At 44.7% G+C, this 25,195-nt stretch carries 17 protein-coding genes; 13 read left to right on the top strand and 4 right to left on the bottom strand.

All coding sequences use genetic code 11. The features are described from left to right. Positions 1–40 precede the first annotated feature (40 nt). Together QMA13_RS30945 and QMA13_RS30940 are read left to right on the top strand one after the other, a co-directional pair. Entirely contained in the window at positions 41–2,407 is a 2,367-nt protein-coding gene (locus QMA13_RS30945; RefSeq protein ID WP_282937481.1) for an AraC family transcriptional regulator, read from the top strand. A 246-nt stretch (positions 2,408–2,653) separates the two neighbouring features. After that, complete coding sequence (locus tag QMA13_RS30940) at positions 2,654–8,899, top strand: right-handed parallel beta-helix repeat-containing protein (protein WP_282937480.1); 6,246 nt, start codon at positions 2,654–2,656, stop codon at positions 8,897–8,899. Between the two features lie 83 nt (positions 8,900–8,982). Here QMA13_RS30940 and QMA13_RS30935 read toward each other — a convergent pair whose 3' ends face one another. From QMA13_RS30935 to QMA13_RS30920, 4 genes are all read right to left on the bottom strand, one after another. Further along, positions 8,983–9,300 (bottom strand): hypothetical protein, encoded by a 318-nt coding sequence (locus QMA13_RS30935; protein ID WP_282937479.1) that lies wholly within the window; start codon positions 9,298–9,300, stop codon positions 8,983–8,985. Between the two features lie 140 nt (positions 9,301–9,440). After that, positions 9,441–10,835 carry a hypothetical protein gene (locus QMA13_RS30930; protein WP_282937478.1) on the bottom strand — a complete coding sequence of 465 codons (1,395 nt, stop codon included), beginning with the start codon at positions 10,833–10,835 and terminating at the stop codon, positions 9,441–9,443. Next, the gene (locus QMA13_RS30925; RefSeq protein ID WP_282937477.1) at positions 10,819–12,198 is read right to left on the bottom strand and encodes a right-handed parallel beta-helix repeat-containing protein; all 1,380 of its coding nucleotides are present in this window, start codon (positions 12,196–12,198) and stop codon (positions 10,819–10,821) included. Before QMA13_RS30925 ends, QMA13_RS30930 begins: the two co-directional genes overlap by 17 nt. Positions 12,199–12,239: 41 nt before the next feature. Next, entirely contained in the window at positions 12,240–13,076 is an 837-nt protein-coding gene (locus QMA13_RS30920) for a fibronectin type III domain-containing protein (RefSeq protein ID WP_282937476.1), read from the bottom strand. A 334-nt stretch (positions 13,077–13,410) separates the two neighbouring features. Between QMA13_RS30920 and QMA13_RS30915 the strand changes: the two genes are divergently transcribed. The 11 genes from QMA13_RS30915 (at position 13,411) to QMA13_RS30865 (ending at position 25,077) form a co-directional block, all read left to right on the top strand. Then, positions 13,411–14,181, top strand: a complete 771-nt coding sequence (locus QMA13_RS30915) for a YveK family protein (RefSeq protein WP_282937475.1) — start codon at positions 13,411–13,413, stop codon at positions 14,179–14,181. Continuing rightward, on the top strand, positions 14,162–14,830 hold the full coding sequence (locus QMA13_RS30910; RefSeq protein WP_282937474.1) for a CpsD/CapB family tyrosine-protein kinase: 669 nt from the start codon (positions 14,162–14,164) through the stop codon (positions 14,828–14,830). Before QMA13_RS30915 ends, QMA13_RS30910 begins: the two co-directional genes overlap by 20 nt. A gap of 48 nt (positions 14,831–14,878) precedes the next feature. After that, a complete protein-coding gene (locus QMA13_RS30905) occupies positions 14,879–16,171 on the top strand; it encodes an efflux RND transporter periplasmic adaptor subunit (protein ID WP_282937473.1) in 1,293 nt (430 codons plus the stop codon). Positions 16,172–16,197: 26 nt separating this feature from the next. Then, the gene (locus QMA13_RS30900; RefSeq protein WP_282937472.1) at positions 16,198–17,910 is read left to right on the top strand and encodes a hypothetical protein; all 1,713 of its coding nucleotides are present in this window, start codon (positions 16,198–16,200) and stop codon (positions 17,908–17,910) included. Positions 17,911–18,122: 212 nt separating this feature from the next. After that, positions 18,123–20,063, top strand: a complete 1,941-nt coding sequence (locus tag QMA13_RS30895; RefSeq protein ID WP_282937471.1) for an asparagine synthase-related protein — start codon at positions 18,123–18,125, stop codon at positions 20,061–20,063. A gap of 15 nt (positions 20,064–20,078) precedes the next feature. Then, positions 20,079–20,234 carry a paeninodin family lasso peptide gene (locus QMA13_RS30890; protein WP_282937470.1) on the top strand — a complete coding sequence of 52 codons (156 nt, stop codon included), beginning with the start codon at positions 20,079–20,081 and terminating at the stop codon, positions 20,232–20,234. 135 nt (positions 20,235–20,369) lie between these two features. After that, positions 20,370–21,308, top strand: a complete 939-nt coding sequence (locus tag QMA13_RS30885; protein WP_282937469.1) for a phosphoenolpyruvate carboxykinase (ATP) — start codon at positions 20,370–20,372, stop codon at positions 21,306–21,308. Continuing rightward, entirely contained in the window at positions 21,305–21,604 is a 300-nt protein-coding gene (locus tag QMA13_RS30880) for a lasso peptide biosynthesis PqqD family chaperone (RefSeq protein ID WP_282937468.1), read from the top strand. The genes QMA13_RS30885 and QMA13_RS30880 overlap by 4 nt, the downstream gene beginning before the upstream one ends. After that, positions 21,592–22,056 carry a lasso peptide biosynthesis B2 protein gene (locus QMA13_RS30875; protein WP_282937467.1) on the top strand — a complete coding sequence of 155 codons (465 nt, stop codon included), beginning with the start codon at positions 21,592–21,594 and terminating at the stop codon, positions 22,054–22,056. Before QMA13_RS30880 ends, QMA13_RS30875 begins: the two co-directional genes overlap by 13 nt. A 10-nt stretch (positions 22,057–22,066) precedes the next feature. Beyond that, positions 22,067–23,251, top strand: coding sequence for a nucleotidyltransferase domain-containing protein (locus QMA13_RS30870; protein WP_282943654.1), 1,185 nt, complete (start codon positions 22,067–22,069; stop codon positions 23,249–23,251). A gap of 11 nt (positions 23,252–23,262) precedes the next feature. Next, positions 23,263–25,077 (top strand): ABC transporter ATP-binding protein, encoded by a 1,815-nt coding sequence (locus QMA13_RS30865; RefSeq protein WP_282937466.1) that lies wholly within the window; start codon positions 23,263–23,265, stop codon positions 25,075–25,077. The last annotated feature ends 118 nt before the right edge of the window (positions 25,078–25,195 follow it).

Genomic DNA, 25,195 nt, shown 5'->3' with positions numbered 1-25,195 from the left:
TCAGTATAATAATGGGTACTACAGGAAGAGGTGAATCCTTATGTGGTTGCGTTGGAGGCAGCTGTGGTATTGGTGGACCCAAAAGTCTAGTAAAAGCAATTTTTACCGAAAAAGCTTGCTGTTGGTTCTTTGTATAACCAGCTTGCCGACAGTCATCATCGGGATTACATCCTATGTTACAGGGCGTGCGCATATTGAAAACGAGATTACGCAAAATCACGATGCGTTGTTAAAGAAAACAATAGATCGGATGAATGAAAATTTGGCTCAGCTAGAGCTGGCAGCTACGCAGTGGTCTTTGGACAGCCGATTGGACGCAAGGCTCGGCGACATTGACTTGATCGATGATTATAACGCAACGCAAAATTTATATCGTTTTTTGGGCGTCATGAAGGGGGCTTATCCTCTTATTGATCAAGTTCATCTGTTTTTGAACAAACAGAAGCCGGTTATCGTGTCGGATATCGAGGGGATCGTGCCGGTTACGAACGAGCAGGATCAGAAGCAATTTCGTTCCTTGCTGGAGAAGGGTAGAGGGGAGTTTTGGAACGACTCGCTTACGAAGGTCAATGCCAAAGGCTCAACGAGCTATGTCGCTCTCGTACATAAACTGCCAAGCATAGGTCAACCTTATGGAGCACTCATCTTTTATTTGGATAAAACCAAGCTGGTGCAAATGGTGGAGGAAATGTCGACCGATAATGAAGGCGCTTCCTTTCTGATGGGCAAGGACGGTCATATTATCGTGTCTCCGGCAGCTTCCGACAAGGATCGCTATGCACTGGAATCGTCGATTAAAGCTAGTGTTATGCAGCGCGAAGAGGAGACTGGCTCTTACTTGTTCGATTGGAAGGGGGAGTCTTATTCCGTCTCCTACGGTGAGTTTTCCCGTTTAGGTGTTCCTTGGAGATATGTAACTACAACGTCACTATCACAGCTGACGGCACCGGTCGTTATTATGTCGAGAATAATGCTGGGCATCGGGTTGTTTGGGCTGCTGATGGCTATTCTTTTATCGTGGATGGCATCCAATAGATTGTACCGACCGATTGGTCGATTGTTTAGCCTGGTTAAGAACCAGAAGACGGTATCGGACAAGGACGGACAAAAGGATGATGGAGACGAGTTAGAGTTTATTGCGAGCCAGTGGAATCATTTGAGTGAAGAGCGCAAGGTGCTGGAAACGAAGCTGGAGCAAGCCTATCCTTCGCTTCGAGCCGCTTTTTTAATGCAGCTGGTGCAGGGCCATTTCTATTCCCTAAAGGAGCCCGAGGTGCGAGCACGGATGGAAAGCTTCGGATGGCAGTCGGAATCTCAGTGGTTTGTTTTGCTTCTCGCGCAAATGACCGGTTTCGCTAAGGAAGACGGCAAATTTTTGGAAAGCGAAGAGCATCTGGTAACGTTCGCGGCTGCCAATATAGCCCAAGAGATCGTACGCAGTCGAAGCTATCAGGCGGAGATCATCAACTTTCAAGATTTGACCGTCGGGATGCTGCTCTCATATCCCATCGACAGAACGAAGCCGCAGGTCAAAGAGGAGCTGTATTTGCTGGCGGACGATTTGGTGCGTACGATTAGCTCGCTGCTCAAAATGCAAACGACCATTTGCGTAGGACGTTTAACCTCTCAAGTGAGAGATATTCCACAAATGCTGCCATTTCTCCGAAATGCAATCCGGTATAGAGATTTGAAGGAACAGCACCAGGTGCTGGATCTGGAAGAAATGCTCCCAAGCGCTAATCAGGAGGTTCATTATCCCTTTGCTTTGGAAAAAGATCTTATGCAGGCGATACGGATGGGACAGAGCGAACAGGCGATGCGGCTTATCGACACTTTTGTAATGAATCTCGTAAGACAGTCGGGCAAAGAAAAGCTGCTGCAGGAAGGTGTCATGCAGGTACTTGGAAGTATAATGCATACGATGCTGGAAACCGGCTACCATCCTCATCATTTGTACGGGGGCGACAATTTGTATGAGCAGCTGAATCAGCTGCGGGAGCCTGAACAGATGGTGCGCTTTTTTCAGCAGAAGGTTATTCTTCCTTATGCTCAAAAGCTGAGCCAGCATCAGGATATTCATGTGAAGCCTTTGGTGGAGCAGGTAACGAATATGCTGAAGGAACGGTTTGCCGGCGATATTTCCCTGGAGGAGTGTGCCCACGCGTTCAACACAACACCGTATGCGCTTAGCAAAGTGTTCAAGCAGGTGACTGGAATGAATTTCATTGATTATCTGACTGCGCTGCGAATCGATAAAGCGAAGGAGCTGCTCGGAGACTCGGATATGAAGGTCAATGAGATTGCAGAAAGCATCGGGTTTCAGCCTTCTTATTTTATTAGGCTTTTTAAAAAGTTTGAGAACATGACGCCGGGGCAATATCGTGAGAAGATAATTCAACTTAAATAATAGTGATTTTTTTCGACAAAAGGCTACATGTCATCAGCTAAAAACAACTTTCTTATGCAGAAGGTTGTTTTTTTATGCCTGTACTATGTCTATGCCCAAATTAGCTTCCATCTTTTTCAAGATCAAATGAAGTTAAAAAGAGCATATTGAGTGTTCTTAGCGGCTGCAATACACTACAACTACTGCTTGTGGTCTCTGGTGAAGGTCCGTGAGTACAATAAAAACAACACGAGGGGGAAATACGGTTTGCGAAAACAACAACGATGGTTCGCGTTGGTTATGTCATTGCTTTTATTGCTATCTTTGATGCCTGGGGCGGCTTTGGGGGCTACCGGTATGATTAACATTACAAGTGATTGGAAAGGGAAGGTTTTTGGTGATGTTGGTGGAGTAAGCAATATTACAGCTACCAACTTTGAAATTACAGAAAACGAGGATGGCACTGTAAAACTTCGAAGTTCTAATGATAAGGGTAAGATTTCTGGTTCTTCTAGTACGACTGGTTCCGAAGGTATTGCGTATTATTTTAAAGATGTTGCAGCAGATTCTAATTTCGAGTTAACTGCAAAAGCTACTGTTGGGACTTGGACAGCTAATAGTCAGGTTTCCTTTGGAATTATGCTGAGAAGTAACGTGCTTGATAACGAGAATCAAAGCGCGTTTACAGGTGACTATGCAGCAGTAGGTGCACTTGACCAAAAGATGGAGGCCTTTTATAAGCTTCAAGCCGATAAAATGCCAACTAAAATGGAATATTCAACAGCGCCTCTGCCAGCAGCAGGAAAAGTATATGACATAAGTATTAAAAAAACAGGTAATGTTTATAGAACAAAAGTTGGAAATGAGACTAAAATCATTGATGATTTTTCTGGAAGTATTCATTATGCAGGACTTTACACTGCAAGAAATACATCAGTCACATTCAGTAATGTACAGCTAAAAATGGATTCCAGAGTCCCTACCAGCCTACAAGTTGATACCGCTTCCATGAAAACGAATTACTTTGTAGGCGATAGTCTTGATTTAACGGGTTTAAAAGTGAAAGCGCTGTACGGAAGCAACGAGGAGAATTTGACTCCTAACGATTATATCGTTACAGGATTCGATAGCAGCAAAGCTGGTGAAAATTCTATTGCAATAAATTTCAATGGAAAACAGCAGATAATTAAACTCAATATCATCGCGTTAACGGTGGACACTTTGGATATTAAGTATTTCCCAGCTAAAACTACGTACTATAAGGGCGATGAATTTGATCCAGCGGGTCTTATTGTTACAGCAACCTATAATACTGGGGGAAAAGCCGATATTGACAGTGATCAATATACGATCTCTATTCCAGGGGCAACCTTGAATGGGTCAACCTATGTGTTTGATACTTCAGGCACTAAGACAGTCAACGTAACTTCGAAGCAGACTCCGGCAACCTCCACTGCGTTTGATGTTATTGTTAAAAATGCAGATATCACCGGATTGGAAATCAAGCAGCAGCCTCAAAAAACATCCTATTTCTTAGATGAAACATTAGATTTGGACGGGCTCGTCGTATATGCTAAATATAGTGACAACTCGTCGGTCCGCTTGCTGAGCAATGAGTACACTGTAGGTACTTTGGATACAAGTACTCCTGGCACTAAGCAGATCACGATTACTCATAAAGGAAAAACGGTGAGTGTAACCGTTACCGTCAAACAAAAGCAGGTCGTGGGCATTGGAGTTACCAAATATCCGAAAACGACTTATGTATTAAATGAGTCTTTTGATAAAACTGGATTGGAAATTTCTAAGCTTTACGATAACTCAGATAAAGAATTACTGGCAGCAAGCGGCTATTCTGTAAATAGTTCTTCCGTCGACACTACGAAAGTAGGAACTTACGATGTAGTAGTTACTCCAGTGGATACGACACTTGCACCGATCGTCTTAAAAGTTACGGTAAGACAACCGGTTGATTATCAATGGAAATCCCTCCGATTTGGTCAATCGACTTCGGCTTCGAACAAAGTTACGGTTAATGCAGATAACAGTGTGAAGCTGGAGGCCCCATCTGGCAGTGGTAAAGTTACAGGTGACCATGACGGTATTTCCTACTATTACACCGAGCTGGATGCCACACAAGATAACTTTGTTTTATCAGCAGATATTACAGTTCTAGAATACGCCAAAGATCCGTATGACGGCCAAGAAGCATTCGGGATTATGGCAAGAGATGCTATCGGTCCAGCTAATGATTCAAGCGTGTTTGCATCCAATATTGCAGCAATTGGAGGATACAGCGGTGGAACGACCAAACCTAATGGAACTCAGTTGTTTGTAAGAACCGGCGTTCAGACGAAGGAAGGAACAGGCAGCAAGGGCATTCAAAATATTATGTTGAAAAATGTGAAGCCGTCTTCTTCCAATACACCTTATAAACTGACTTTGTCTAAAACGAACAGCGGTTTTACAGGAAAAATAAATAACGAGCAGGAAACTATTATTTTCGAGCCGGACATTTTAAATGTTCAAGATTCCAAAATGTATGTAGGATTTTTTACAGCTCGACTTGCAACGATCGAAGTTCGCAATATTCAACTTAGCGTATCAGCAACTCAATCCGATGCACCGAAGGTAGAAGCTCCGAAGAATCCGGTAACACCGGATTTCCAAGTCCTTTCACTGGATAAAACCTCCGCTACGGACTATGATCTGCTGGTTAAATCCAATGTGAGCGGTACGGTAACGGTTAAACAAGGACAAACAATTATTGCCCAAGACAAGACAGTGGAAGCAGGTAAAAATGTAGCCATCCGTGCTGCACTTAATGCCAACAGCAGTACAAATTTTAGCTTAACTTTCTTGCCGGATGATACGCAGGAGTTAACCTCCTATGATAAGATTATTCGTAACTTTACGGTAATCAATAAATCGTATGTGCCAAACGGAGATATTTACGTTTCTCCAACGGGATCTGCCAACGGTACAGGTACAGAGAATAGTCCGTTGGATTTGGATACGGCCATTGCCTTTGTGAAAGCTGGGCAAAAAATTGTTATGCTGGATGGCACCTATGTACGCAGCTCGAAGCTTGAAATCAAAAAGTATAATGACGGTACACAGCAAGCCATGAAATATTTGGTGGCTGCACCGGGAGCTAAGCCTGTTATTGACTTTAACAAGCAGTCCGAGGGTGTTGTATTAAGCGGTAATTACTGGCATGTGAAAGGCATTGATTTTGCTCGATCCGCTGATAACACAAAAGGCTTTACGGTAGGTGGGAACTACAATATTGTGGAAGCCAGCCGCTTCTATGAAAATGGGGATACAGGGCTGCAAATCAGCCGTACGGACGACTCGGAAGATAAAGCTCAATGGCCGTCCTACAACCTGATTTTGAACAGTGAATCGTTCGATAACCGTGATCCATCCGATAACAATGCCGATGGCTTCGCTGCCAAGTTGACAGTCGGAGAAGGCAATATTTTCAGAGGATGTATTTCCCATAACAACATCGATGATGGTTGGGATTTATACACGAAAGCAGGTTCAGGTGCAATTGGTGCCGTTCTTATTGAGGACAGCATTGCTTACAACAACGGTACGCTAACTAACGGTAAAGTAGGTCAAGGGGATAAAAACGGATTTAAGCTTGGTGGCGAAGGCATTCACGTACCTCATATCATCCGGAACAGTATTGCTTTTGGCAATGGAGCATATGGATTTACAAGCAACAGTAACCCGGGTGTGAGAGCGGAGAATAATGTCTCGTACAACAATGCGAGAGCGAACTTAAGCTTTACAACCTATACAGGCATTCCTACGGATTTCAAAATTGACGGATTTGTTTCTTACCAAAAAGATTATACAGGCAGCGGAGTAAAAGATAATTATCCATCCAATTTGAATTCAGATACTAACTATTTATTTAACGGTTCAATTTCCGCTAATAAATCTGGAGTAAAGCTGACAGATGCGAATTTTGTAAGCTTACAGCCAGTGGTTCCGTATCAAAGGAACGCAGACGGTAGCATTATTTGGGGAGATTTCCTTAAATTTATCACACCAACACCAGGAACAGCCCCAGCAGCACCAGCTGGCCTGTTGGCAAGCGCAGGAGATGCGCAAGCAGCACTAACATGGAAAACAGTAACAGATGCAACTTACTACAATGTATATCGCGGAGCTTCCGAAAACGGCACGTTCACGAAGATAGCATCGAATGTGCAGACAACAAGCTATACAAGCACAGGCTTGACGAACGGCACAACCTATTACTACAAAGTCACAGCAGGCAATGCGAACGGAGAGAGTGGCTATTCCAACGTAGTTAACGTTACACCACAAGCTGTGGTGCAACCGCCACAAGTGCCAGCAGCACCAACTAGCCTGTCGGCAAGTTCAGGCGATGCGCAAGCTGCATTAACATGGAAAACAGTAACAGACGCAACTTATTACAATGTATATCGCGGAGCTTCCGAGAACGGTACGTTCGCGAAGATAGCATCGAATATGCAGACAACAAGCTATACAAGCACAGGCTTGACGAACGGCACAACCTATTACTATAAAGTCACAGCAGGCAATGCGAACGGAGAAAGTGGCTATTCTAACGTAGTTAAAGTTACACCACAAGCTGTGGTGCAACCGCCACAAGTGCCAGCAGCACCAACTAGCCTGTCGGCAAGTGCAGGCGATGCGCAAGCTGCATTAACATGGAATACAGTAACAGATGCAACTTACTACAATGTATATCGCGGAGCTTCCGAGAACGGTACGTTCGCGAAGGTAGCATCGAATATGCAGGCAACAAGCTACATGAGCACAGGCTTGACGAACGGCACAACCTATTACTACAAAGTCACGGCTGGTAACGCAAACGGAGAGAGCGGCTATTCGAACGTAGCTAATGTAACCCCGCAAGCCGTGGTACAACCACCGCAAGTACCAGCAGCACCGACTGGCTTGACAGCTGAAGGCGGATATTACTCTGTGACCTTGAAATGGACACAAGCTGCAGGAGCATCTAGCTATACAATTTATCAAAGTACAATCAACAACGGTCCTTATACGAAGGTAGCATCTAACGTAACAAACGCAACGTATTCGTTCAACGGATTGGTTCCTTTTGCCGATTACTACTATGTAGTTACGGCATCGAATGCGCAAGGAGAAAGCTCCTATTCGGCGCAAGCCAGCGCAAGAACTTATGGCAACAGCAGCCCAAGCAGAGGCGGCGGCAGTTCAGCAGGATCTTCGTCTACGGGCAATGGCAGCACTAGCACAAGTCAAGATGGTACTCGTTTGACGGGTGAAGCGGTAGTAACAACAAGCGATGGCAAGAAAATCGCCACATGGACAATTGCAGCAGATGCGTTGACCAAAGCGTTTGAGGCTTTGAAGAGCAAAAACGATCAAAAAATCACTTTAGAAGTGAAGAGCACAGAAGCCATCGTGAAAGTGGAAATACCAGCAAGTGTACTTACAACTGGAGCACAAACGGCTCCTAACGCGGTGCTTTCCATTAAAACAGATGCCGCGACCTATGATTTGCCAATTAAAGTACTACGTATTACAGATTTGGCAAAATCATTAGGAACTACAGCTGACAAGGTAACCATCAGCTTGACGATCGAGAGAGTATCCGGAACGACGGCAGCTCAGATCACGGCCAAAATGAAGGATTCTGGAATGACCTTGCTGTCAGGTCCAATTGATTTCGTTGTTACGGCTGAAGGTAACGGCAAGTCCGTCACCGTGAGTGACTTCGGCGGAACGTATGTAACGAGAACCATCCCTGTTACACAAACCGCTCCGTTCGCTCAACTAACAGCAGTCATGTACAATCCGGCAACAGGAGAACTTAGCTTTGTACCGGCTATATTTAGAACTGTTGACGGCAAAACAGAAGCAGCCGTTAAGCGTTCGGGCAACAGCATTTATGCCATCGTGAAAGCATCCAAAACATTTGATGATTTGCAAGGGCATTGGGCGAAGAACGAGGCGGAATTGCTGGCATCCAAGGGAGTGGTGAACGGTACCTCCGAGACTACCTTTGCACCAAATACATCAATTACACGCGCTGAATTCTCAGCACTGCTGGTCAGAGCCGCAGGACTGACTACAGAATCTACAACCAAATTCTCAGACATTAAATCCGAATGGTATGCGGGTTATGTGGGAGCAGCCTCTAAGGCAGGCCTTGTAGATGGATTTGAGGATGGAACGTTCCAGCCGAACGCTACTATTACTCGTGAGCAGATGGCAACCATGATTGCCCGGGCAATCAAGCTCATGGGCAAAAATAGCGATGCCAATGCTAACAAGCTTGCGGCATTTGCAGATAGCAAGGACATTTCCAACTGGGCTAAGGATGCCGTAGCTGGCGCGGTTAACGCAGGCATTATCAACGGAGTTACAGACCAAACCTTTGCTCCAGGCAGCAAGGCTACACGCGCGGAAGCTGCTGTTATGCTCAAGCGTTTGCTGCAATTTGCAGATTTCATTAACGAATAGTACACAATACAGCTAAGGGGTTATCCTTATAAGTCAGAAGACTTATGGAGGATAACCCCTTTTTCATCGAAGGAGGCTAGCTATTAATAACAAAACCACTTTTTCCAAATATCGCCCGATTCGCCGTCTGGGCAATCGTTTTTATGCTTGTCATACCAGTCCTTAAAGTCTTTATTTTTGTCATATACCTGCTTCCAAGCGTCGTCCTGATTCCCTTTTTTTCCAGAGAATAGGGATGAGAAAAGTTGGTCCCAGCTCTGGTAGCTGTTGTTCTTTTGATTGTTTTGATTACTTTGGTTGTTTTGGGTGTTTGAATAACCGCTGGAGGCGAAAGCTGTGGTAGGGAGTATAATAGCAATGAGGAGTAGGATAACACAAATAAACCTTTTTAGGTGCAGCATACTGCTAATCCTCCTTCTATAAATAAATTGTAAAGAATTGTTCGCTATTAAGAATCATACATCAAATAGACAGGTTTGAGAACTGCCTTTTTTATAAAGATTCCAAAATAAAAGGCCGCCGTTTACCGGTAGCCTTGAATCTATGATGAGCTGATAGGCCCAAAAGTATTGAATATGGCTAACGGGCCAATTTCCTTCCAGACGATAGTATTGTCCGTTACCGTTCCCCCGCTTGTTGGAGGAAAAACGGGAGCCACGGTTCCTGTCATGCCTGCAGTAGCCACCTCGTAAACATGCCCTCCCGATTGAATTCGATATCCTTGCGAGAGATTCTTGGAAGCAGTCCACACTTGATTGCTCGCATAGCCTTCGGAAGTACAGATCCAACCGACATAGCTGCCTGGTTTGGGTACAGAATTGTATATGATTTGTCCGAGGATGTACATGCCGCTGACAGGTGCCGTACTCAAGCGATTATCGGACAATCCGGTATTCATATCGTAATTATCAATGAATTTTACTGCGGCACTCGCATCTATCGTCACGTTATTGAAAAGACACTTGGTAATGGTCATCGAGTTTTGCGTGGTAAGCCAGTGCAGAGACAAAGAGGTATTTTCCAGATAACTATTTGTTATAACTGATCTGCTAGGATCATCCTGCTTATAAATCATTGCATTGACAAACGTACCGTTGTTCAGATAGGCTTCCCCAAAATTGACTTGAACTCCTTGAAACAGCCCGCTGTCGATATTGACTCTGGAATAGGGTGTTATGAAGCCGAAGCTCAAATCTCCACCCAGCATTCTCGACCGTACCTTCATCACCTTCAGATTGCTGATATCGCTCGATTGAAGATTGATGGTTTTATTCTCAAACAAAGTAAGGCCATCTATCACATTTGGTCTACCTACATAGTTATCAGGGGCTTTAATAGAGACCATACAGTTTTTAACTGTAATATGGTTAAGGACAGCGCCTGCTAGCAAAGGAGTGAATCCAATGTTACCGGTCGTATCATTCCAGTCTGTTTCAACCGTCACATTGGAAACATAGCATCGTCCGTAATTGTATCTTGAAATATTGAAGCCTGTCACACCTGAATCCGTTATGACGACAGGGCTTCCGCCCTTTGTCTCCGACACCTGAAAGCTCGTAGAAGTAATATTGACTGTGTAGTAAATTTTATCAATACTAATCCCTGTCGGTACCTTGCCGAACCATTGCTCAAAACAGATTTGGGCGCCGTTACCCATTCCATGAGGAGATTTATACGTAAAAGTGCCCGTTGCAGCATCAATACCGGACGGAGTTCCAAAATAGCCGTAAATGCTAGAACCGTAAAACAACCCGTCTTTGATCTGGCAATTATCAATGAGCGCACCTTGAACATCCATTAAATTCAAGTTGGATTTATTGAAAACACCGCCGTTAACGATATTATTTCCTTTTACAACTAGCGAGCATTGGATGAACGTATTGTTAAGATATTTGATGTACCATTGATTCGGATAGGAGCTAACCCCCCCCGACATTATAGGCTTCGAACGTATTGTTCTGCAGTGTGATATGAGTTCCGTCTGCGTTAACAAAGTGACCTCTGGAGTTATGATGAATATAGTTATTGTAAATGTAGATGCGATAGTTGGTTTCTAGACCGTCTTGATTCAGATAAATACTTTTGTAAGGGATATTGCTTTCACCGACCATCGATTCCACATCAATCCCGAACATTGGAGCGGTTCCATTTCGAAAGTCAGAGGTGACTCCGTCATCCGCAAAACCAATATGGTGAATCGTATTGTTAGCAACAAATACATCGTTGGGGCCGCATAGTGAAATACCTTGTCTTCGGCAATGATGAATATGGCAGTCAAGGATATAAATATGCTGACCCATTAGTTCCTGCGTGTATTGCGATGGATCGTCATAATGGACGCCTATCCCGGTTAGGATGCCGTCTCCGGTGCAGTTCGATATTTCGATACCCTGAACTTCAATGTAATTGGAGCTTAGGATGCCAATACCGTAACCGCCTTCATGTGTGTAATACGAATTATCGACCTTGGCACTGATTTGTGAAATTTGGTCGTCTGTAAGCGGGGAGGAGGTAATATCTATGAGAAATACCATCTTGTTATCTTTATCAATTGTATCGAACCAGCCTCTGCCTGTAGGAGCCGCTGGAGCAAATTCTCCGTTATCGCGGAAATTGACGAAGGAGTCTTTAGATACCGTATCTTTGTATTGATAAAAGCTGTACTTGGTTGCCGTAATGCCAGGTATCGACCAGAGTCTGAAATTGGCTAGGAGGCCAGGGTTGGCATACCGATCGATCACTTCACTTCTTATAAAGTTAGGATTGTCATTCAATGAGCCGTCAGCATTGACCCCGCCTCTTACAAATTTGACGTACATTTCGTATTGGTGGGTGGCCTTATCTCCGACGATGGTTCCGCCTGAAATCTTGGCATGCTTGATTTGTTGAAAATCAATAACACGGTAGTTAGGGGATGAATTTCCTTCAAGCTGCAGGATACACTCACTCATCATTTCAAAATGCAAGCCGCTTTGCATGTGAATGGCTACACCATTCGGATCGATTTTAAGCGCATAGGTTCCGTTAGGCAGCAGAACGTGGTTGTACGCTTTAGACAGAGCCCACGATAGGGCATCATTGATTCCTTTGGTTGTAGCGGCGGATTCCGTACCATCGTTTTTGATATTCCATTGGTCCAGCTCAATGATATAAGAATTGGGAACCCCGATTTTGTTATCCAGCTCGGAAAGCTTTGTTTTCAGGCTAGTTTCGGGATCGACATATACCGCATCGGAGACGGTTATCGGGTACATGTATTCATTGTTCTGGTCTTTTAATTTTTTCAACTTCCCTAACATCTTGCTTGCACCTCCTGTTGAGTCATCTGGGAAGGATGAAACTAATTGGATATCCAGGTTCCGCCTTTAAGCTGCGCGGTGTTATTATTTCCGCTTTTATCGGGCACATTGGTTCCGTCGAATCGTTGGCTGAAATCGTATAAAGCAGTGACATTCCCGTTATAGGTAAAGCTGACACGATATAATATGCCTTTCATTGGAATGCTTCCAAGCTGATTGGCAAAAATGACAATAACCGATTTTGCAGCTGTTTTTAAAACGACCTGCACCTGCGTACGCTGGTTAACAGGCACAATAGCGGAAGAGCCGGCTAAGCTTGTTTTATCTATGCCGTCAACAATCACTGCCTTCCAAGCCGTCTGTAAAAAATCGCGGCCAGCGCTGTCCCTTCCAAATGTGGATTGTCCAATATTCTTGGAAGCATCTAGATAAGCGCTATAAGTACCGCTATTAGGTGTTGCTATCATGTCCAATATCACGGTATCGAACTGAATGGTAGGCACTTGAATATAGTCGGATACTCCGTTCATAGATAAGGCATAGACCAATGCTGCCGTCATGACCGATAGGTTTATCCCATTGGATACGAGGCCGTCTTGGCTTCTCGATTTGACAGTGAAAGTGTAGCTTGTTGAAGGTGATAAGCCCGTCACCTCATAGACGGTATTGGCAACTGTCGTCAGATAGGAGGCTCCATTGTATATATCGTAACCCGTTACGTTCGTTGACGAGCTCTGCACCCAAGATAATTGCACTACGGTAGCTTGTACTTTGGAAGCAGTGAGGCCGGTCACCTCAGCAGGAGGAACCGTATTGATGACATCTACCGTCTCCGCTCCTGTCCAATCTTCATAATAAACAAAGTTTTGCTCTGCCATGTATTTCACCCCCTCAGTGGGTACCTTCGTCCCATGGTTCTTAATATCGTATGTTTTTATGGACAAAAAGGTGAATTATGGATTGGGCGTCATTGGTATTCTAAAGAGAACAAAATGATAGCGGAACGGGTTCTTGCCCCTTTGTTTCAGATTGTCGATTCAAATTCATTCGAATTTTGTGAAATATGATACAAAACGGATCATATTGCGGAAAATCCGTTGTTGACACGATACAAAAAGTGTCATAAAGTATTGACTATAGGCAATGATACAAAAAGTATCAAGGACATTTGACTGGAAATACGAAGTCACTACTTTTCGCTGGGGGAGAATTATGGAAATTAATCTAAGAGAATATTTCATGCTCATAAAGAAGCGTTTATGGATTGTTTTTACTATTGTTTTTGTATGTACAGCCCTCACAGCCGTCTACAGCAATATGAACTATCAGCCGGTCTACATGGCAGCAACCAAGCTGATTGTTAATAAAACCAGCGAAAAGGATCAGCTCGGCAGAGAGCAAATAGACTTTGGGGCGATAGGCGTAAATATAGGGCTGATCAACACCTATAAGGAAATTATTAAGACCCCCGCTATTATGGATAAAGTCGTTCAACGCTATCCCGATCTTAACCTCACCGCAGAACAGCTCATCGCCATGACCAATGTAGCCGGCTTGCATGATACCCAGGTTATGACGATCGTCGTCACTCACTACTCCTATGAAAAAGCCGTCCAAATCGTAAACGCCGTCTCCGAAGTGTTCCAAACCGAAATTCCAAAGATCATGAAGATCGATAACATTACGATATTGAATAAAGCCAAAATGCAGAATTATCCCGTACCCGTAAATAAGAAATCGAACCAGTACATCGTACTAAGCTTTGCAGCCTCCTTAGTTATTGCAATTGGTCTTGTTCTGCTGCTGGAAGCTTTAGATGATACGCTGAAAACAGAAGAGGATGTGCGTCAAATATTTGCCGTATCTACACTAGCTTATGTTCCCAAAATCAGAAGTAAAGAGCTGGAGTCAACGAACAGCAGCAAGAGCAGGAAGTCGAGAAGAAAAGTAGGAGAGGTGCAGCATGTCAACACTATCCAATAGAGCGGATATTTTGATGGAAACGAGCCCTGCCTCTTTGGCGTCGGAATCGTACAGGGCTTTAAGATTCAATATGGAGTCATTTGTCCTAGCCCAAGGCATCCGAACGGTGTCAGTAACTTCGGCGGGTCGGGGAGAAGGCAAAACGACCACGGTACTGAATTTGGCTACGGCCTATGCGCAGATTGAAAAGAAGGTATTGCTCATCGATGCCGATTTGCGTAATCCCTCCATTCACCACACCTTCGGTGCAGCTCAGAGCAAAGGGTTAAGCCATTACCTTATGAATCAGGCCACTTTGAATGAAATCATCGTGCAGACCCCTGTTCATAACCTGTCCGTTATTCAAGCGGGCGCAGTTCCTTCCAATCCGGCTGAGCTATTGGCCTCATCAGCGATGCGGCAGCTTTTGGAGGAGCTTAAGCAGCGTTACGATATGATCTTTATCGATAGCTCCTGCGTGCTTTCTTTGACTGACGGCAAAATGGTGGCTGCTCAATGCGACGGAGTGCTTTTGGTGGTGGAGCACGGAAAGCTAAAGCGCCAGGTAGCCAAAAAGGTAAATGAAGAGCTGGAGCTAGCGAAGGTGAAGCTGTTGGGTGTTGTTTACAATAAGATCAGTGCTAAGCACGCTGAATTGTTTCTATATTAAGTTTCCGTGGCATATGAAATGTTGTGAGGAGAGAGGGTAAGAAGGCTAATGAGAAGAAAACGGGTTGGGCTGCATCGCAGAAGGGTAAGAACGATCTGCATTTTGGCATTAAGCTTTGTCATTATTGCGGGATGCTCGGAAACGATACCTATCAGTTCCGACGGTAGTGCTAGTAACGGTGCCGGTGCTGTTCAGGCGCAGGGGTTAAAAAGCGTCAAAGTCAGCAAAGCTACCAGGCAGAAAATTGGAGAACCTTTGGTTCATGCCGCTGATGTGCAGTCTTCCCTTTCATTCGATATCTTGGCTAAGGCAGCAGGAGATGTTGAGGCCATATTGAAAGCACGCGGAGATGTAGTCAAAGAAGGCGATGTCATCGTTAGGCTGAACTCTAGCGAAGCTAAGTTTGAAAAGGAAAAGGCCGCTTTTGCCGTCCAAACGATACAGGATTCTATCGCCAAAGCGAAGGAAAGAGCCAAGAAGGACATAGACAATCAGAAGCGGGATCTCAATGATTCCATCAAGAAGCAGGAACAGGCATTGAATGATTTGACCCGGAACTATAACAAAACTAAGAACGATTATGAAGTGGGACTGGCAACCAAGGTACAGGTCTATCAAATGGAGGTCCAACTAAGAAACAGCCGGACCGATCTGGAGCAGCTCAAAGATAAATTGGCAAGATTAGAACCGGTAGATGCGACATCGGAGATGCAGGTCCAGCTGAAAACTGCACAGATGGCACAGCTGCAGGTCGAGCAGTCCTTGACCTATTTGGAAGTAAAAGCACCAGTTAGCGGAATATTGACGGAGCTCCCATTTGAAGTTGGCATGAGCATTCAGTCTGGAACCAAGCTGGGGCTGATTCAAAAGCTGGATCCGATTAAGCTTAAGGCACAACTCTCTGAGGAAGAATCCAGATATGCTAGCCGTAAAACGGAAATGTCCTATTATATGCAGGATCCTGCACAGAAGTCCAAGGCGAAAATCAGCTTCCTGTCCAAAGTCATTAATCCGGAAACCAAAGCCTACGAAATCAATCTGGATGTGCCAAATAAAGAGATGACTTTAAAGCCGGGAATGAAGGTGTGGCTTCAAATAACCGATGATCAGGATCAAACGGCATTAGTCGTCCCTACATACAGTGTTGTCAAAGAAGGGCAAGATTCCTTTGTCTACGTGCTTAACGGTAATACCGTTGAAAAACGGACTGTGCAGCTTGGCCGGTTAAATGATTCCAGCCAGGAAATTCTCTCCGGTGTTCAAGAAGGGGAGCAAGTCATTGTCTCTAACCCAGGTCAGTTGAAAGATAAAGAGCAGGTGCAGCGTGCGGCTGCGGAATAGCAAAAACAAAATTGGAGTGAACCGTATTGAGAACGAAATGGAAACAAACCTTGGTAATGTTCGTTTTGATCTTCTCCTTGCTTATTCCATCAGCATCCTACTTGGCCATTGCGGAAGAAGGTCTGCCTGTCACTAAGGAGTATTCTTTGAATCCATCGGTCAAGGCGGCGGTGAAGAGCATACTGAATGAGCAGGTGGCGGAAGGTACAAGAATTGGGGCTGTCGTACGATTAACGAACGATGGAGCCCGGCTGACACGGGTGCCGGATTATGAAGTCAGAGTGAAAGCGGAGGACGGGGTTCTCTATACGCTGCGCCCTAGTGCTTCCAATGTCATAGCCATTCAGCCCAAAGAAACGGTAGAGCTTAGCTACATGATCGTAATCGACCGTGAAGATCTGTTCTCCCTGTCTGAGATTTCTTGGGTGGATGTAGATGAATTCGTCTCCCCAAGATTGGAGAAAACGATCATTTCTATTCCTATCTCTTCTATTGAATGGAGAGGGGATAGCGCTATTTTCTCCGACAAGCTTGCCAAGCAGTCCTGGAGTGAAATTTTCACGATTCCGCTGTTATCTACCTCTATGGAATACAAACCAGTCAGCATCAGTGAGCAAAATACGCCTCAAGGGCCAAGAACGATCGTTGGACTCCTGGCGACGAACAAAAGTGACAAAAAGAAAGCAATCCCTGACTTTCGCGTAAACGGAAGATCGGATAAAAAGGTGTATACCGGTAAAAGACTGGAGCAGGACCCTATTGTGCTTGGTCCAGGGGAGCAGAAGTACATTCACTACGCGATTCCTGCCGGTAAAAAAGATGAGCTTAGGGGATTGACGGTTCTAGCTCCAGAAAGCTTCGCCACAGATGATAAAACCAAGATCGAGTATTTGATTGGTCAGCTCAATATTTCTCTGCCGCAGGATGGTGCTGAGGTGAGCGAGGCCAATCAACCAAAAATGTACGTATGGAACAGCCCGATTCAGTTCGATCCATTGAACAGTGTTATTCAGCCGGAGATCAGTGTCTCTATGGTTGGCTTGCAAATGCATGAAAGCGTCGGGGGTGGGTTTAAAGCGGCAGTTGCCAAATTTAAGCTGACCAATCGAAGCGACCGCCCTATGCCTGTTCCTAAATTTCAAGCTCAATTAATGGGGATTGACAGCACTAAATACACGGGAACCCGGCAAACTACCGTAGTGGAGACGCTCACTCCTAATGTCAGCTATATTATGTATTATTCCTTTGTGCTCCCAAGCAACGAAAAGGGGGACCAGTTGACTATGGAAATACTGGATAGCGAGACGGTGGCTCCCTATAACATCCCTATTGCTACATTTAAAACGATGATAAAAGCAGAAAAGTCGGAGGATTCAGTCCTCTCCTTTTATCCATTCAAGGTTAAAATCAATAGCTGGAAAAGCGAAGTATTCTTCGGTTCTGCCAGAGAAAGCTTCCCTTATTCGTATAAGCTAAGCATTGATCTAGATGTCAGCCTTCAAGATGAGGTCGTCGTGGATCAGAACTTCCCTAAATTGAAGGTAGAGATGGTCAGTGACAAAGGGAAGGTCATAGGCTCTAAGACGATTCCATTTATCGGGGAAAACCGGGTGGCTACGGGAACCCAAACGATCAATATGGATTCTGTACTGTACGAGTTCTCTAATTCGCTTCGCATTTACGAAACCATTGATACGCCTTACGGACAGGCTGATCGACTGATCACGACATTGCAATAAATACGCAATATAAATTACAATAATTGGTTGACACCATGGGTTGTAGGTGCTATCCTGAAAATGTTCTTAATAAAGAACAAAGTATGGTCGTTATAGATAACAATTCAACGAATGTTTGGTTATATTAATCAACTCTAAAAATTTTTTAAAAATAGAATTCGTTATTAAGAATTTAATATTCCCTTTTAACCTTGATCATCGCGGAGGAACACATGAGCGCTATAACCGGAATCTATCATTTTGGCCAGGAACCGATACTAGCAGAGCATGGACATCTATTGATGTCCGGCCTGCAGCATTTTCCTTCAGACGCTATCGATACCTGGAGAAATGAACATGTATTCTTAGGCTGCCACGCTCAATATATTACGCCGGAATCGTTAGGAGAACAATTACCCTATTACGATGCGACAAGACAGCTGGTTATTACGGCGGATGCTATCATCGATAATCGAGAATCCTTATTTCAACTGCTGCAAATCGAATACAGTCGAAGACATGCTTTGACGGATAGTGAGCTGATTTTGCTTGCATATGATAAATGGGGAGAAGACGCTCTACGGTATCTAGTAGGTGATTTTGCCTTTATGATCTGGGATGCGAAAAGGCATCGATTATTCGGGGCAAGGGACTTTTCCGGTAGCCGCACTTTATATTACTATCATGATCATCAGCGGTTCGCATTCTGTACCATCATCCAGCCCCTTCTATCTCTGCCTTATACGAAAACGCTACTCAATGAGCAATGGCTCGCAGAATTTTTGGCTATCGTAGGCATGATTGATGTGGTGGATGCGTCAACCACGGTGTACAAGGATATTGCTCAGGTACCGCCTTCACATAGTATTTCTATTGAAGGGAACAAAGTGACGCTGAAGCGATACTGTACATTAACTGGTGGAGAGCGATTGAAGCTTAAGTCTAATGATGAATATGTTGAGGCCTTTCAGGAAGTTTACCAGAAAGCCGTCACAGCGCGGCTGCGTACGAATCGTCAGGTGGGTGCACAGTTGAGTGGAGGGCTGGATTCGGGTTCCATTGTCAGCTTTGCGGTCAAAGCACTGAGCGAGAGCGGCAAGCCAGTTCATTCCTTCAGCTATGTTCCTCCGAGTGACTTTGAAGATTTTACCCCTCCTTACATACTGACGGATGAACGACCGTTTATCCAATCGATCGTACAGCATGTCGGTGGAATTAAAGATAATTACGTTGATTTCGCTGGCAGAGACCCGTACACCGAAATAGATAGTTTCCTCAGCACGATGGAGATGCCCTATAAATTTTTTGAGAACTCCTTCTGGCTGAAAGGGATGTTCGAGAAAGCCCAAGAAGCTAATGTAGGCGTGTTGTTGAACGGCGGAAGAGGCAATTTGAGTATTTCCTGGGGCTCAGCTATCGATTATTACGCTATCCTGTTTAAACGACTCCAATGGATACGGTTGGCCCAGGAGCTGCACCATTACAGCAAAAATGTAGGAGGGGCACGCTTACGCAGGCTGCCCGCGGTAGCTAGAGTTGCTTTTCCAATAATGGATCGTTTGTTTCCGGTATCGGAGTCCTACGTATATCCCACGCTAATTAATACAGACTTTGCCCAAAGGACGGATGTATTCAACAAGCTAAAGCAGCATGGCATGGATCAATCCGGGTGGTTCTCCTCCCCCGACATATTTGAGCAAAGAAAAAGTCACTTTGAGGAAGTATTTCACTGGAATGCAAGCAATACATTAGCAGCTAAGCTGTCTTTGAACTATTCCTTATGGAAGAGGGACCCCACAAACGATCTCAGAGTTATACGCTTCTGTCTCTCTCTACCGGAAGATCAATATGTACAAAATGGATTAGATCGTGCACTTATTCGAAGGGCTACGAAGTCAATGCTGCCGGATAATGTTCGGTTAAACCAATCCATTCGAGGTGTCCAAGGTGCCGACTGGGTTCACCGGATGATTCCGCATCAGCCTGAATTGCTAAAAGAACTGGATGAAATGAGTGCGGACCCAACCATATTTGAGCTTTTGAACGGCCCTACGATAAAGCAAGGCATAGCTAAGGTTCGGTCGGGATTGAGGCCGGAGGATGCCACCGATCCGGAACTCAAGGTATTGATGCGGGGCTTGATCGTGTACCGATTTCTTAAACGGTTCACTTGAAAGGAGGTGAGCAATATGAAAAAAGTATGGCAAAAGCCTGTACTTGAAGTGCTTGATGTAAATCAAACTATGGCTTCTACAGTTGTAGGAAGCTTCACTGACGAAGCCTACGTGCCAGGTAAACCTGCTGATCCTAACAACCCTAACACCTGGAAACGTTTCAACAGCTAAGATCAATCATAATGAGCGTATAAATGATTCTATGCTTTAAATGGTATTGTCGGTATTACATATGTTAAAAGCCTTTATACAAACCAACGTATAAAGGCTTTTAATGCAAAAACGGTAGGTAATGGAGTGGAAGTCATGATTCAGACGGAAAAAAAGATCGTTTACTCGGCCTTTGGCTTGCGAATTTCAAGTGAAATTCCCTTACCGGAAGTTCCGCATAGCAGCGAACCCACGACAGAGCTGGATGTTGAGATTCGTATAGGAGACATAGGCAGGCTTGCCGATCAATTATTTGCTGCTCCTTTCAAGCATGTTGTTGAAGAGGGTGCCGTATTCTTCTATGTTCCTGATACTGCATATTATTCCATATGGAATGGCCGGCTAATAACGGTTTCGCCTGTCCAAGGGGCAGATGAAGATTTAATCCGTCTTTACGTTCTGGGGACCTGTATGGGAGCATTGTTAATGCAGCGGGGCATTCTTCCGCTCCATGGAAGCGCAGTTGCCATTCATGGAAAGGCCTATGCTTTCGTCGGTGATTCGGGGGCAGGCAAATCAACCTTAGCGTCCGCTTTTCTTAGTGAAGGCTACCCGCTTGTCAGCGATGACCTGATTGCTGTAACGCTGTCCAAGGAAGATCAAACGCCAGTGGTGACACCATCCTACCCGCAGCAAAAGCTGTGGCAGGACAGTTTGAAACATCTGGGCATGTCCTCCGGTGAATACCGATCCATTTATGGAAGAGAGGATAAGTATTGTATTCCGGTCGCTTCTAACTATGTATCGTCTCCTTTGCCGCTGGCAGGCGTCATTGAACTTGTCAAAACAGAGAACGAGCTGCAAATTGCCAAAATTGCGAAGCTGGAGTGTCTGCAGACGTTACTTTATCATACGTTCCGTCCTTTTCTCATTCCGCGCTTGGGACTCATGGATTGGCATTTTCAAGCGAGCTCCGTTATTGCAGGTCAGATATCCATGTATCGACTGCACAGACCGGAGACACGGTTCACGGCTCCGCAATTAGTTAACATAATCTTGGAAACATTATCGATGGAGGTAGGGCATAGCGTATGATTCAAAACCAAAAAATCGGCTTGCAGGATTGCTTCTCCGAAGTAAAAGGAAATATCGTTAGCGATATGGGCGGGGAGAAGGTCATGCTGAGCATAGCTAACAGCAAATATTACAACTTAGGCGAGGTTGGCGGAGACATCTGGAATTGCTTGACTTCATCTCCATCTGTATCTGTAGAACGTATTGTCTTGGCATTAATGTCCCAATATGAAGTAGAGCAAGCGGAATGCGAGCAGCAGGTCGTCTCTTTTCTGGAGCATTTGCTGGAGGAAGGATTAATCCAGTGGGCTTCGTAGGCAAATTAAGGAAGTTTCTTCAACTGGATATGGCCGCCATGCTGCTCGTTGCAGAAACATTGCTGTTTTTGGGTTGGGCCAGGGTGCTTGTAGCGGTCCCATTTGCCAAGGTGGCTCCTTCTTTAGGAATCCATATGGAAGAAACCTCAACCTCCGAGTTACAGCGTGATATCCCGGCTTTAATCCAAGTGTACGATATTATTCGTGTGATGAGTCGGCATACGTTCTGGGACAGCAAGTGTTTGGTCAAGGCTATTGCAGCGATGAAAATGCTGGAGCGGCGTGGCGTGGAAAGCACACTCTATCTTGGAACGGCAAGAGATGAGCAGAGGAACATGATAGCTCATGCCTGGCTTCGCAGCGGACCGTACTACATTACGGGTGCCGAGGAAATGAACCGGTTTCAGATTGTCGGTACTTTTGCCAAGAGGATTGGCCATAAAGGAAATTGAAGGTGAGTTAATGGAAGCAGGGTATTCAATGGATGTGTCGCTATTCCCTAAAGAGCTGGAGCTTATGTTATTTTTCATGAATGAGGAAGCTGATGGTGACGAGCTAAGCTATAACAAAGGGCTTGCCGATATCAACTGGCCGCTCTTCAAAGAATTAGCCATTCATCATCGTGTCTTCCCCACTCTGTACACGAAGCTAAAAGCAGTGAAGGAGGCAGGCATTCCCCCTTATGTCATAGAAGCATTGCGGGTTGATTATCAGCTCAATACGTATCAGATGCTTCATTTAAGTGCAGAAATGGATAGGATATGCAAATTATTCTCCGATTCTAAGATTGATACCCTCGTATTAAAGGGGCCGGTGCTTGCAGCAGAGCTCTATGGCGACATATCCCAACGAACGTCTGGAGATCTGGATATTCTAATCCCTATTGAAAAGCTGGATCAGGCTGAGCGGCTGCTCGCAGCGCAGGGCTATAAGAAGGATGAATATATCCAAACGGTATTGAACGATTGGAAGTGGAGGCATCATCATATTACCTTCTTTCATCATACGAATGGGATCAAGATTGAGGTTCATTGGAGATTAGGGCCTGGTCCTGGTAAAGAGCCCAGCTTTCAAGAGCTATGGGCTAGAAGGAAGATAAGCTCCATAACCCGTCATCCTGTCTATTATTTAGGGAGAGAGGATTTATTTTTATTTCTTGTTTCTCACGGTGCCCGGCATGGCTGGTCTCGACTCCGCTGGTTAGTGGATATTGACCGTATCGTCAGACAAGATCTTGATGTGCCACAGCTTAGACGATTGCTTAAGCAGTATGAGCAACTCCATATAGGGGCACAAGCTTTAATATTGGCCTCACAGCTGCTTTGCACTCCATTATCTGAGGATTTAAAGACGTTAGCACAAGGACAGCGCGCAAGAAATCTTGCTCAGGATGCGTTATTTTATATCCGGCAGAGAATTAACCTGCATGACGAACCTATCCCATATGCGGTGTCCGAGTATCACAAAAGACATTTATTTTCACTTATGTCTAATACACGTAAGCTGCTGTTTATTTTGAACTTTTTTTATCCATACCCAGAGGATGCAAATACACTAGCGCTGCCTAAATATCTCCACTTCCTTTATTTTCCGCTACGTCCCTTCTTATGGGTTTGGAGAAAAACGAAAAAGATTGCCCTACCTTGAGGAGGAACGGAATGGAGCATGTCTTGTATTACACCCGAAAATTGCATGCCTACGGGGGGAAGGTACTATATATGAATCTTCTGGGCATGACGTTGATTGGTTTTTTGGATGGAATGGGTGTTTTTTTATTACTTCCCTTGCTGAGCATCAGCGGTATTATCAATATCCAAACATCTGCACTTCCATTCATGGGGCTGCTGGATTTTCTCAAAGAGATTTCTAGGCCAGTCGGGCTGATCCTGATCTTGGGATTCTATCTCTTATTAGTTATCGGTCAAGGCATTGTTCAACGCAGTCTTAATATGAGGGATATTCAAATTCACGCAGGTTTTGTCAATCATATCCGAATGGAAACGTATCAGGCTTTATTGCAGGCCAATTGGAGCTTCTTTATTAAAAAAAGAAAATCGGATCTGATTAATGCAATGACGAATGAGCTCGGGAGAGTAACAAATGGAACCTTTGTCTTTATGCAGCTATTGGCTTCGCTTGTATTTATGGTCATTCAAATTGGCATTGCCTTCTGGCTATCAGCGAAGATGACACTGTTTGTTATGGCCTGCGGCCTCGTAATGGCTTTGTTCTCACGTACTTTCATTAGAAGATCCCGCAAGCTTGGTGCCCAAACATCGGATGTAGCACGAAGCTATATTGGGGCCATTACCGATCATTTTAACGGCATTAAAGATATAAAAAGCAATATGCTGGAGCCTTCTCGACACCGCTGGCTTCAAAACTGGAACGTTATGGTAGCCCAAGAGCGTTACGAGCACGCCAAGCTGGGCTCGCAATCCCAGTTATACTACAAGACCGCTTCCACGTTGATCATTGCCGCGTTTATTTTTTTCTCCGTTATTTTGTTTCAGACCCAAGGGGAACAGCTGCTGCTGATCATCATGATATTTTCAAGGCTATGGCCCAGATTTACCGGAATTCAATCCAGTTTGGAGCAGATTGCCGCTGCAATCCCCGCTTTTTCCTATTTATCCGAGCTTAAGAAGGAATGCGTGGAAACCAGAGAGGTCAGTATCAGCACTCTGGATTACAGTCAAGTGAAGCCACTCCGCATACAAGAAGGTATCGAATGCCGCGATATTTATTTCAGATATGACAAGAACTCTCCGATCTATGCACTAGAACGTATTCATCTGCATATTGTAGCGAATCAAATGACAGCCATCATTGGCCGATCGGGTGCAGGCAAAAGTACATTGATCGATATCGTGATGGGGATGCTGCAGCCGGATCATGGACAGATTCTCATCGATGGTATTCCTTTGACAAAGGATAACCTGCTCAGATTTAGAAAAGCGATTAGCTATGTGCCTCAAGAGCCGTTCTTGTTTAATGGAACGATTAGAGACAATTTACTGCTGATGAATCCCAATTCTAGCGAAGAGGAGTTATGGGAGGCGCTGCGATTTGCTGCGGGGGAATTTGTTAACCGTCTTCCTAATGGCTTGGATACGCTTATAGGTGATAGAGGTGTCCGATTATCTGGTGGAGAACGACAACGGTTGGTATTGGCTAGAGCAATATTAAGAAAGCCTTCGATTCTTGTACTGGATGAAGCCACCAGCGCATTGGATACGGAGAATGAGGCCAAAATTCAAGAAGCATTGGAACGGCTAAAGGGAACGATGACCATCATAGTAATCGCTCATCGTTTATCGACAATTCGTAACGCAGATCAGGTTATTGTATTGGATGAAGGAACCATTGTGCAGCGGGGCGGCTTCCATCAATTAGCCAATGAAAAAGGAAGAGTATTTTCCCACTTGCTAGGAAATCAGTTTCAGGATTCGACAATGATGTCACAAAAGTAAAATTTTGTATTGACACGTTCGTTATAAAGAATTACCATAAAGTAAGAAGCGGAATAGCAGTGGTTCGGGACAATAATGGTGGTGACACCTTCATTTTTTTGTTTGGTTGTTCTTTATA

Origin of the sequence: Paenibacillus sp. RC67, assembly GCF_030020805.1 — a bacterium.
Lineage (GTDB): Bacteria > Bacillota > Bacilli > Paenibacillales > NBRC-103111 > Paenibacillus_S.
This window is presented reverse-complemented; position numbering and strand designations above follow the sequence as displayed.

Coding starts and splice junctions, on each gene's coding strand:
- QMA13_RS30945 (WP_282937481.1), top strand. CDS start 41: ATGTGGTTGCGTTGGAGGCAGCTGTGGTATTGGTGGACCCAAAAGTCT.
- QMA13_RS30935 (WP_282937479.1), bottom strand. CDS start 9,300: ATGCTGCACCTAAAAAGGTTTATTTGTGTTATCCTACTCCTCATTGCT.
- QMA13_RS30930 (WP_282937478.1), bottom strand. CDS start 10,835: ATGTCGGGGGGGGTTAGCTCCTATCCGAATCAATGGTACATCAAATAT.
- QMA13_RS30925 (WP_282937477.1), bottom strand. CDS start 12,198: ATGTTAGGGAAGTTGAAAAAATTAAAAGACCAGAACAATGAATACATG.
- QMA13_RS30920 (WP_282937476.1), bottom strand. CDS start 13,076: ATGGCAGAGCAAAACTTTGTTTATTATGAAGATTGGACAGGAGCGGAG.
- QMA13_RS30915 (WP_282937475.1), top strand. CDS start 13,411: ATGGAAATTAATCTAAGAGAATATTTCATGCTCATAAAGAAGCGTTTA.
- QMA13_RS30910 (WP_282937474.1), top strand. CDS start 14,162: ATGTCAACACTATCCAATAGAGCGGATATTTTGATGGAAACGAGCCCT.
- QMA13_RS30905 (WP_282937473.1), top strand. CDS start 14,879: ATGAGAAGAAAACGGGTTGGGCTGCATCGCAGAAGGGTAAGAACGATC.
- QMA13_RS30895 (WP_282937471.1), top strand. CDS start 18,123: ATGAGCGCTATAACCGGAATCTATCATTTTGGCCAGGAACCGATACTA.
- QMA13_RS30890 (WP_282937470.1), top strand. CDS start 20,079: ATGAAAAAAGTATGGCAAAAGCCTGTACTTGAAGTGCTTGATGTAAAT.
- QMA13_RS30885 (WP_282937469.1), top strand. CDS start 20,370: ATGATTCAGACGGAAAAAAAGATCGTTTACTCGGCCTTTGGCTTGCGA.
- QMA13_RS30880 (WP_282937468.1), top strand. CDS start 21,305: ATGATTCAAAACCAAAAAATCGGCTTGCAGGATTGCTTCTCCGAAGTA.
- QMA13_RS30870 (WP_282943654.1), top strand. CDS start 22,067: ATGGAAGCAGGGTATTCAATGGATGTGTCGCTATTCCCTAAAGAGCTG.
- QMA13_RS30865 (WP_282937466.1), top strand. CDS start 23,263: ATGGAGCATGTCTTGTATTACACCCGAAAATTGCATGCCTACGGGGGG.